Annotated in this window: 9 protein-coding genes; 3 read left to right on the top strand and 6 right to left on the bottom strand. The window is 38.3% G+C overall.

The features are described from left to right. Positions 1-326: 326 nt before the first annotated feature. On the top strand, positions 327-512 hold the full coding sequence (locus tag F6K40_RS36065; protein WP_293143735.1) for a hypothetical protein: 186 nt from the start codon (positions 327-329) through the stop codon (positions 510-512). A gap of 15 nt (positions 513-527) precedes the next feature. Here F6K40_RS36065 and F6K40_RS36060 read toward each other — a convergent pair whose 3' ends face one another. Continuing rightward, positions 528-839, bottom strand: a complete 312-nt coding sequence (locus F6K40_RS36060) for a DMT family transporter (protein WP_293143732.1) — start codon at positions 837-839, stop codon at positions 528-530. A 6-nt stretch (positions 840-845) separates the two neighbouring features. After that, on the bottom strand, positions 846-1,202 hold the full coding sequence (locus F6K40_RS36055) for a DMT family transporter (RefSeq protein WP_293143729.1): 357 nt from the start codon (positions 1,200-1,202) through the stop codon (positions 846-848). Between the two features lie 563 nt (positions 1,203-1,765). Here F6K40_RS36055 and F6K40_RS36050 point away from each other — a divergent pair. Continuing rightward, positions 1,766-1,915 carry a hypothetical protein gene (locus F6K40_RS36050; protein ID WP_293143727.1) on the top strand — a complete coding sequence of 50 codons (150 nt, stop codon included), beginning with the start codon at positions 1,766-1,768 and terminating at the stop codon, positions 1,913-1,915. A 503-nt stretch (positions 1,916-2,418) separates the two neighbouring features. Here F6K40_RS36050 and F6K40_RS36045 read toward each other — a convergent pair. The 4 genes from F6K40_RS36045 to F6K40_RS36030 all read right to left on the bottom strand — a co-directional run bounded on the left by F6K40_RS36045 (position 2,419) and on the right by F6K40_RS36030 (position 9,030). Further along, positions 2,419-3,720 carry an APC family permease gene (locus tag F6K40_RS36045; RefSeq protein ID WP_293143725.1) on the bottom strand — a complete coding sequence of 434 codons (1,302 nt, stop codon included), beginning with the start codon at positions 3,718-3,720 and terminating at the stop codon, positions 2,419-2,421. 427 nt (positions 3,721-4,147) lie between these two features. Then, entirely contained in the window at positions 4,148-5,905 is a 1,758-nt protein-coding gene (locus F6K40_RS36040; protein WP_293143722.1) for a sensor histidine kinase, read from the bottom strand. A 68-nt stretch (positions 5,906-5,973) separates the two neighbouring features. Further along, a complete protein-coding gene (locus tag F6K40_RS36035; RefSeq protein ID WP_293143719.1) occupies positions 5,974-6,861 on the bottom strand; it encodes a PhnD/SsuA/transferrin family substrate-binding protein in 888 nt (295 codons plus the stop codon). A 699-nt stretch (positions 6,862-7,560) separates the two neighbouring features. Beyond that, a complete protein-coding gene (locus F6K40_RS36030) occupies positions 7,561-9,030 on the bottom strand; it encodes a leucyl aminopeptidase (RefSeq protein ID WP_293143716.1) in 1,470 nt (489 codons plus the stop codon). 88 nt (positions 9,031-9,118) lie between these two features. Between F6K40_RS36030 and F6K40_RS36025 the strand changes: the two genes are divergently transcribed. After that, positions 9,119-9,742 (top strand): hypothetical protein, encoded by a 624-nt coding sequence (locus F6K40_RS36025; protein WP_293143714.1) that lies wholly within the window; start codon positions 9,119-9,121, stop codon positions 9,740-9,742. Positions 9,743-10,092 lie beyond the last annotated feature (350 nt).

The following is a 10,092-nucleotide window of genomic DNA, read 5'->3' as shown; positions in this document are numbered from 1 at the left end:
AGTCTTTATTATTTTCAAAAGAAAGAGGAAGAAGAAATTAAAAAAGGGAACTAAGTAAAATTTGTGAATCTAATCAGTAATTATGCCAGTTTGATAAATGTTTGCTACAAATACTGGAACTGTTTCTAGTAGTTGTAGGGGTGATTCGCGTAATTAGGAGCATTCCGTAGGAAATCACCCGTACAGTAGAAAGAGCTGTTATTATCATTGTTGAAGAAAAAATTCGATGCTGCCAAATCTACATCTGATTTTAACTACTTTGTTGGCAAAAATATTCGTAACATTCTTTTTTCACGCTTGGTATTAAAGGCAGAGAAAAAATGATAATGAAAAGTTTACGAAAGTCAGCGATCGCTAACTTTTTCTCCGACCCAAAACTGAAGCTTGTTAAACTTAATGAGCAAGAATATATGGAAGGACTAATTGCTTTTCGGAGCCAGCAAAATGAACAAGAGATGATTCTTAAAGCTACATTTCAGGCGATGGAAAAACATAACTCTTTAACTTATTGAAAAAATTAGGAAATTTCAGGTAATTTCTAATAAAGCTACTCCTAAAACTATCAAAATAATTGATATAATTTTAGCTTTATTTGCTGATTCCTTAAACCAAGTTATGCTGATAGTAACAACTAGCAGAGTTCCTAAACCACAACAGATAGTATATGCTATTCCCATATGAATTGTTTTCAGAGCTAATGAGAAAAAAAATAAGTCAATACCAATCATTAAGAAAGTCAGAATTGAAGGATATATTCTGGTAAAATCTTTCGATAGCTTCAGAAAAACAAAAGCTAACGCACTAAATAAACTGCTCAAAACTAAGTACAAAAAATCCATAATTTCTTATTTATATTCCTGAGATTTTTCTTCGGTTAAAGGTGTAGTATTTAGCTTTAAACTAATCACCCCGATAATAACGATTGCCATGCCAACCCACTGTAGGAAAGTAATAGATTCGTGCATAAATAAAACTCCGACTAAAGTTATCAATACTGCTCCCAAACCAGCCCAAACACTATAAGCAACACTAGCCTCAATCGTTCTATATGCTAAAGGTAACATCACAAAGAAACTAATGCCGTAAAATACAAATCCCCATAGAGAAGGCCACAAATAAATAAAACTTTCTGACAACTTTATAAAAGTAGTAGCAACAGTTTCTAAGACAATTCCTAAGAGGAGATAAATCCAACCGAGCATTTTTTAATTCCTTACTGGTTTAATCATTAGTCTTAGTTTACTTTATCAGGACTTACGCAGAATTACCATATCTAGTAGGGGCGTTTCATGTTGCAGAGCAAAACGGAGAAATTATAATTCTAAATTCTGTAAGCTTTTATTATTTCCAAAAGCAGAAATAATAAAAGGGAACTAAAAAAAATTTAAAATAACTATAGAAGTTTAAATTATTGTTATATCATGTCCGGTAGCATCGGTATTTTCAACAATTAATAATTAATAATTACCTCTCCTTGAGAAGAAGAGGATTGACTCAAAGGAAATTTTTTTCTGATTTCTCCTTTAAAGGAGAGGCTTTCAACCTTAATTATTCGGTAAAAGGGTAAGAATTCAGAATTTATAATTTAGAATTCATAAATTTGGGATGAAAGCTTGATTTATCTTGGAATTAAGGGTATTAACCCCGAAAAAACTTAAATTTCCTGTAGATATTCACCGTTTAGTTTACACTTTCCAATACCAGCGGACATGATATTATTGGTCAATATTTTGTAAGTAATTTTCAAGATAAATGGAGTAAATTTATGTTTATCAAAGGAATCAAAAAAGGTAAAATTATTGAGTTATTGGAGGAGGTAGATTTTCCTGATAATCAAGAGGTTTTAGTAGAAATTAAAAAGGTAGGTGATTTTTGGTCAGCTTTACAAGATTTTAGGGCAAGGTTCAACAATTAATAATTAATAATTAATAATTAATAATTACCTCTCCTTGAAACTGATAGGATTGACTAATCATGAAAATTTTTATTTATTATCCCCTATCCAAGGGGAGGCTTTAAACCAAAATTTTTCGGTAATTTCAGTTATCAGTTATCAGTTAGCCTCATATCGTCGGAACTGCGTTAACAGTTATCAGTACCTCTAGCTGTTTGCGCAGCATGACCTAGGAAAGCATTAGGATTGAACTACGGAATATTCTTTTTTTATCTCCTGAAAAGAGGAGCGGTGACTACCCAATTTTTTGGTGAATTATGAGTGAGTGGAAGGAGGCGAAAATAGGATTAATTCAAGAAATTAATAGACATCTCCAAAAAGAAAAAATGAAACCAATTCAAGAGCTGAAATCAACAATTTCATTCCTTATGCTCTATTCCCTATTCCCTTACTTCTGCAAGAAGTGTAATAATTTACAAGAGATTTTCAATTTGGAAGTAGATTTTAATGAGGGAAAATTAAAGCTATTCATTAATTAATCTATGAATCAAACTATGCCAAATTAAACCAACAAGAATTAACCCTAAACCTACTAACCAAATTTGCTGTTCTACCCAAAAAGCTAAAAATAAACAAGAAGCTAAACCTACCCAACCTAACCATTTAGGATAAAGTCTTTCCTCTGGAGAAAGTTGGAGAGCAGCAAAATTAGTAATAGCATAATAAATCAAAACATTAAAAGCACTAAAAGACCAAGTAGTTTTCACATCTCCAATTAAAACTAAAAAAGCGATCGCTACCCCCACCACTACCACAGCTACATAAGGTGTAGTTTGCCCACTATTCAACCTCGCAACAACTTTAGGCAAATCTCGCCGTCGCCCCATTGCCAACAAAACCCGCGACAAACCCAAAATCAAATTTAACAACACTCCCAACATTGCCGTAATAGCACCGACAGCAATTAATTGAGGAATCACTCGAACACCTAAACCCGATCTGGCAATAACTTCTAAAGGTGCAGCTAAACTTACATCCGCTTGAGATAATTTTTGAATTACTTCTTCACCAACTCCCACAATAATTAGAGCGCTCGATATATATAAAAGACAAGTAACAATCATACTTAGAGCGATCGCTCTAGGAATAGTACGTCGTGGTGCCTTAACTTCCTCACCCAAAGTTGCAATACGGCCATAACCAGTATAAGCAACAAACATTAAAGCAGCAGCTTCTAGTAAAGATGGGATAGGTTTATCCGTAGCAAAAAAAGGCGTTAAATTTTCCCCTCCAGACAAGACAACTTTAGGTATTCCTGCCAAGATAAATACAACTAGAGAAAATAATGTAATCGAAACAATAAAAATATTAGTGAAATTAGAACGACGAATGCCACTTAATACAACTATAGTTAATACAACCACAGCAGTTAAAGCAGTTAACATCAACCAAGTTTGATAATTTTGATTATACACACCAAAAGCATTCAGCAAATAACCAGCAAAACCCAAAGCAGCAGTAGCAGCAGAAGCACTTTTCGCTAACAGAAACATCCATCCGGCAATAAAACCCAACCAATGATTTAGATATTTGTAACCATATTCATAAGTACCCCCACTCACGGGATGGTTTGCTGCTAACTGGGCGCTATTAAAAGCATTGCAGGTAGCAACAACAGCACCTATCGCTACAGCAATAATTACCGACGGACCCGCAATACCAGCAGCAATACCAATACTAACAAATACTCCAGTGCCAACAATTGAACCTAATCCCATAAGGGTAGCGCCGAACACGCCAATTTCTCGTCTAAGTTGAGGTGCCATTTCAGTTATCAGTTATCAGTTATCAGTTATAGCGCTACGCGCTAGGGAACAGGGAACAGGGAACAGGGAACAGCAGACTTTTAAAGGCTTTCAGGATTTAGAAATGTCCCAACCTTAATGCCTAGTGCTATATCAGTTATATCATGTCCGGATAATTAGTTATAAAAAAACTTTCTTCTTCTTCTCCTATTCTTCTTCTTCCTCTTCCTTCTTTCTTCCCTCCTGACTCCTGACTCCTGACTCCTGACTCCTCCGTAGTTATTTATTTATCACTGTTCAACCGGACATGATATTATTATACCAAATCCGGTTATAAAACGATGCTACCGGACATGATATTATTATCATTTTTGACCATGAAATAATTCGATATCCTAAAAGCTTTACTAACCAATAATGCATGAATTTTGAATTCCGCGTAGCGGCACTAGATACTCTTGGAAAGGCCCAAATATACAGGAAGAGCGATCGCAAATTCTGTACCCTTTCCAGGTTGAGAAATTACTTCTATTTTTCCCCGGTGCTTTTCAATAATCTGATAAGAAATTGACAGACCCAAACCTGTCCCCTTTCCTACTTGCTTCGTTGTAAAAAAAGGATCAAAAATTTTCTCTTTGATTTCTGGTGGTATTCCGGGGCCATTATCTCTAATTTTTACCATGACTTGAGCTTCAGCTACATTTTCCGTTTGAATCACAATCTGTTTTGGTTGAATATCCGACTCAAGTATTGCATCAATAGCATTAGCAATAATATTCATAAACACCTGATTTAATTGAGCTGAATAACATTCTACGAAAGGTAAATCTCCATAATTTTTGATAATTTTAACTCTATGTTTGAGCTTATGATTGAGAATTAACAGTGTGTTATCAATTCCTTCATGGATATCTGTAGGTTTAACCTTACTTTCATCTAGTCGAGAAAAATTCCGTACCGACAATACAATATTCTTAATCCTCTGAGTTCCCATCTGCATAGAAGAAATTATGTGGTAAACATCCGATCTAATATAATCAATATCAATCTCAGCCATTAAATCTTCGATTTCCGGATGTACATCAGGATACAACTGTTGATAAAGATCGAGTAAATCAAAGATACCTTCTGTATATTCCTTAAGAGGAATAATATTACCATCAATAAAATTGATTGGGTTATTAATCTCATGGGCAATTCCTGCCACCATTTGCCCTAAACTAGACATTTTTTCGGTTTGAATCAGTTGTGTCTGGGTTTGTTTCAAGTTTTCTAAGACTTGTGTCAGTTCTGTCGTGCGTTTTTCTACTCTTTGATTAGCTAACTTTAATTCTTGGGTGTACTTTCCTACCCATTGTATTAGCTGATTGAGAGAAATAGCTAATAACCCCACTTCATCAGTAGTGCTGACTGTAGCTTGCAGGTCAAAATTAGATTCTGCTGTTACCTGTTGGGCAGTTTCAGTTAAACTCCTGATAGGACGGGCGATCGCTCGACTGGTATACAACGCCAAACCAGTAGCGATCGCCACCGATAGCACCATACTGCCAATAATAATTTGTAACCGCAATATTTCCGAACGTAGCATTCGATCGTTAGCTTTGCTTCGTTGTGTCTTTGCGGTATCTATTAGGTTGTCTAAACTTTCTGAAAGTTTTTCAAACTGAATGCGAATCTCAAATGCCTCTTTTCCTGTGTTGGCAGCTAATACTCGTTGCTTGGCAGTTGGAATATCTTCTGGTAACAAATTAACCGGATCTATTTCCTGCCAAATTCTCTGCATTAATTTAGTATGTAAATCCCATGTCTGACCATAACTTTGCAATACTTCTTGAAAAACTTCCTGCTTTACTGCTAATTGATTTGGTTGATTTTCAATCAGATCGTTGAGAGCAACCATTACTTCTTTGATTTGCTTACTCTTGCCCAAGAATTTAGTAGTTTCATACTCAAACGATACAGGACTAGCAACTACACCAGCTAGTTGTTGGGGGTGGAATTGCACCTGCCAAATAGCACTTTCTAATTCCTTTAATAGACTATACTTATTCTGTATCAATTTTAGCTGGTCTTGGGTTTTTCTGTGGTAGTAGTCTCCTACAATTAGCCCTACGGTTGTACCCAAAACAGCAATACCAACTGCCAGGGAATAACCATAGCCAATTTTTTTAGCTATACTTAAACCTCCGATCCAGCTCCTAACCAAGCTCCTAACCACAGAGAAAAGTTTCCTAGTTTTCATACCGATAACCTCATCAGTAGTATGTTACTGCATTACTTAATAAAATCACCTTCTCCCATTGCTTTATACACATCACGAATCATGTCATAATCACTATCGTTGGCACTAACTAGGGTAGCATCTTTGAATTTCAAATCAAAAGATGCTGACACAGATAGAATTGCTTGCAGTAGTCTGCCCTGATTTTTCAACATTCGATCGCGAATTTCATCTACCAACATTGGTTCCAGTTTGCTACTAGCAATAAAAACATCATTAGGTAAAGTCGGACTTTTAGCTAGTAAGAAATAATCACTCTCGGATACATCTGCCTCTTGTATAGCTTGTTCGTATCTATGCAAAGTTCTTCCCCAAGCATCAACCTCACCATTTTTTAATCCCTTTAACTGATACTCTTTTGAACTGACAATTTTCACATCAGATTTAGGATTCAATCCAGCATCCATCAGCATTTTAATCGGTCCAATATAACTCCCCGTGACTCCTATCCTACCTAACTCAATAGTTTTGCCTCTTAAGTCAGCTAACGACTTAATATTACTGTCTCCACGGACAGCAATAGCGGTACGGTAGTTAGGGCGTCTTAGGGCAACAATAGGCACAGCATTTGTCCTTGTCCTAACGATCACATATTCTGATGGCCCGACCAAAACCAAATCTACTTTACCCAACTGTAATTCTGTTGTCGCTTGCACAAAGTTATCAACAGGAAAAAATTCAATTTTTGTTTGTAAAATCTCCTGCAAAGCAGTTCTAAATGGTCCATAATCACGCTGTAACTGTTCGAGACCTTGAACATCGCTCACAGCAAATAGGAGTTTTTCTTTCTCCTTGAGAGGAGAATTACGGTTATCTCCTTGAGTTGCTGTACAACCAGCAACAAACAGGAGAAAATACCAAAACAAATGACGTCTCAACATAGTATTTACTGATATAGCAAAAGGCAGAAAGCAGAAGGCAGAAGGCAGAAGGCAGAAGGCATCCCCCCTTTGAAAGCTATGCTTTATAAACATCTTTCTCTTTTCATAAAACTTGACAACATAGACAAGTTATGCGCAAGCTCCTCAAAGGCTTTTTTTGGGAGAAAAATGTGTTGAAAAATACATTTTTTTGATAACTGTAGACAGAATTCTTCCTCCCCCTCCTCCCCCTCCTCCCCATCTTCCCCACCCTCCCACAAGGGTTTCAGGAGTTTATAAGGGATAGCTTGTGATTGGGGGGGAAAAATCTGGCTTTGTCTGGGTTTTAGGCTTTTGATATGTCCTAACCTTTACTTCTACTACTATAAGTACCTTTTCCTTAAGGGTAGGGTTTCAATTAAACTTTATAGCAAGGAACGGGGAACAGTTGGAAAAATATTTCCAGAATAATGCTATGGAATTTAATATAATATCATATCCGGTTGAATAGTTATAAATAATTAGGGAGGAGTCAGGAAACTCGAGACTCGAGACTGGAGAAAAGAATGTACCAGAAGAAAGAAGTGTTTTTATCACGCTCTTATCCGGACATGGTATAACTAGGACTTTTGCAAAGAAACCGGGTTTCTTGGATAAACCGTTGTTTTTAACAGCAGAAATCTACGAAAAAACCCGGTCTCTGGGTTCCCCTGCGTAAGTCTAACTCAAGACCCAATTCACTAAAGTCCGAACACCATAACCAGTAGCACCAGGATTATTATAACCATTTTCTGCGTCTATCCAAACCGGACCTGCAACATCTAAATGCGCCCAAGGTGTATCTTTAACAAACTGCTTCAAAAATAAAGCTGCAGTAATAGCACCACCAGGACGGGGACCCGTATTCTTCATATCAGCGTGCATAGCTTTCAACCCCTCAAAATATTTTTCCTCCAAAGGCATCCGCCATATTTTCTCTCCAGCTTTTGCTGCTGCTGCTGTTAGTTCTCCTGCTAACTCATCATTAGGACTCCACAAACCAGCAATATCATTACCTAATGCCACAACACAAGCACCAGTTAGAGTTGCTAAATCTACAATTGCATCTACTCCCAACTTTTCAGCAAAGACTAAAGCATCCGCTAAAGTCAAACGCCCTTCTGCATCTGTATTATTAACCTCAATAGTTTTGCCATTAGAAGCAGTCAAAAAATCTCCAGGGTGCATGGCATGACCACTAACCATATTTTCAGTAACAGCGCTGATAAAATGAACTTCCACATCTGGTTTCAACTGAGCGATCGCCTTAACCGCACCGAAAGTTGTACCTGCTCCACCCATATCAGTTTTCATAATTTCAATACCACTACCAGAGGGTTTCAAGTTCAACCCACCAGAGTCAAAAGTTAAACCTTTTCCTACTATTGCTAACTTGCGACGAGGAGTACCTTCTGATTTGTAAGTGAGATGAATAAATTTTGGTGGCAAGTCAGAAGCTTTAGCAACTCCCAGAAAAGCTCCCATTCCTAGTTTTTCACAATCTTCTTTTTCTAGAATTTCTAGAGCTAGACCAAACTCTTTAGCTAAAGTTTCAGCAGTTTCTGCCATAGTTATTGGGGTGCAGGAGTTAGCGGGAGCTGCTACAAGTTCCCTGGCAAGAATGACTCCCGAACAGATTTGTCGAGCGCGGGCGATCGCTTCCTCAGAACCAGCTAAACCAATTAACTCTACTTTTTCTACATCTGGCCCTTGATTTTCTAATTCAGATTTAAAGCGATTATCTTTGTGGAGAGCTAACTCAATGCCTTCAGTTATAGCTGCAGCTGTAGCATTACCATCTTGACACATTGGCAGACTAATGCCGAGAGTTTTACATCTCTCCTTTTTTGCCAAACGTCCAGAGGTTCCTGCTGCTTGGCGCAGAGTATCTAATTTTAACTCTTCTGACTTACCTAGGCCCACTATAATAATTTTACGAATAGAGATTTTACCACCCACACGAGTTGAGGCACTACTGTTAGTTTTACCCTTAAATTCTGTTTCTTCAATTAATTCAGATAAAGTACCAGCTAACATTTCGTCCAATTTGGCCATATCTCCAGTTAATTCTATGGCATCCTCAAATAAACCAATAGCTAGGGCATCTCCGGCCCATTCTAACTGAGGTGTATTGGTTGGTTTAATTTCCATTTTGATTTCCTCTCAAGTGCTTATCAGTAGATTATCTTAATCTTTTTTCTCCATGTAGAAGAAAGTAGGGGAGTGGGAAGTGTGGGGAGTGTGGGAGGTGTGGGGAGTGTGGGAGGTGTGGGAGGTGTGGGGAGTGTGGGAAGTGTCGGAGGTGTCGGAAGTGTCGGAAGTGTCGGAGGTGTCGGAAGTGTCGGAAGTGTGGGAAGTGTCGGAGGTGTCGGAGGTGTGGGAAGTCTGGGAGCTTAACAAAATATCGGGTTGTAAATATTCTCTGACGACAAAGAATGAGCAATGGGGGAGTAGGGGAGCAGGGGAGTGGGAGGTGTCGGAGGTGTCGGAAGTGTCGGAAGTGTGGGAGGTGTGGGAAGTGTCGGAAGTGTGGGAGGTGTGGGAGGTGTGGGAGCTTAACAAAATATCGGGTTGTAAATATTCTCTGACGACAAAGAATGAGCAATGGGGGAGTAGGGGAGTGTGGGAGGTGTGGCAAGTGTGGTCCGTGTGGGAAGTGTGGGAAGTGTTGGAAGTGTGGTCCGTGTGGGAGCTTAACAAAATATCGGGTTGTAAATATTCTCTGACGACATTTTATCCCCTGCCTGTTCCCCCTTCTCTGCGTCTCTGCGTCTCCGCGTTCCCGTGTCCTACCCCCAGAAATCAATTTATTCAGCAGAACCCTATTATTTCCCCCCTACTCCCTACTCCCTCTTTGGAATGATCTTGTACTTTTGACTTTTGATTTTTGAATTCGAGGAACTTGTTAGGGCTTGCTGATTAAATCTAGAAGCCTTGCAAAATAAAGGGGTGGTGGTGCATAGTAATGGTTGAGAGAGTGTGGGAGGTGTGGGAGGTGTGGGAGGTGTGGGAAGAAATTACAAAACTTATGTATCTTCACCATTACTATGCAGGACTACCAATAAAGGTTTTAGCTTTTTAAAGACTTGACATACTCCCGACGTTGCCCTTACGGGACAACGCGGGATTCTTCAGTCTGGGAAACCCTGACCGCTGTTTAGACAGAGGTGATGTCCTCCCCCTGTGTTGACATTGATAATAACAAAATTCTCC

The sequence above is a fragment of the Okeania sp. SIO3I5 genome, from assembly GCF_010672085.1.
In the GTDB taxonomy this organism is placed as follows: Bacteria; Cyanobacteriota; Cyanobacteriia; order Cyanobacteriales; family Microcoleaceae; genus Trichodesmium.
This window is presented reverse-complemented; position numbering and strand designations above follow the sequence as displayed.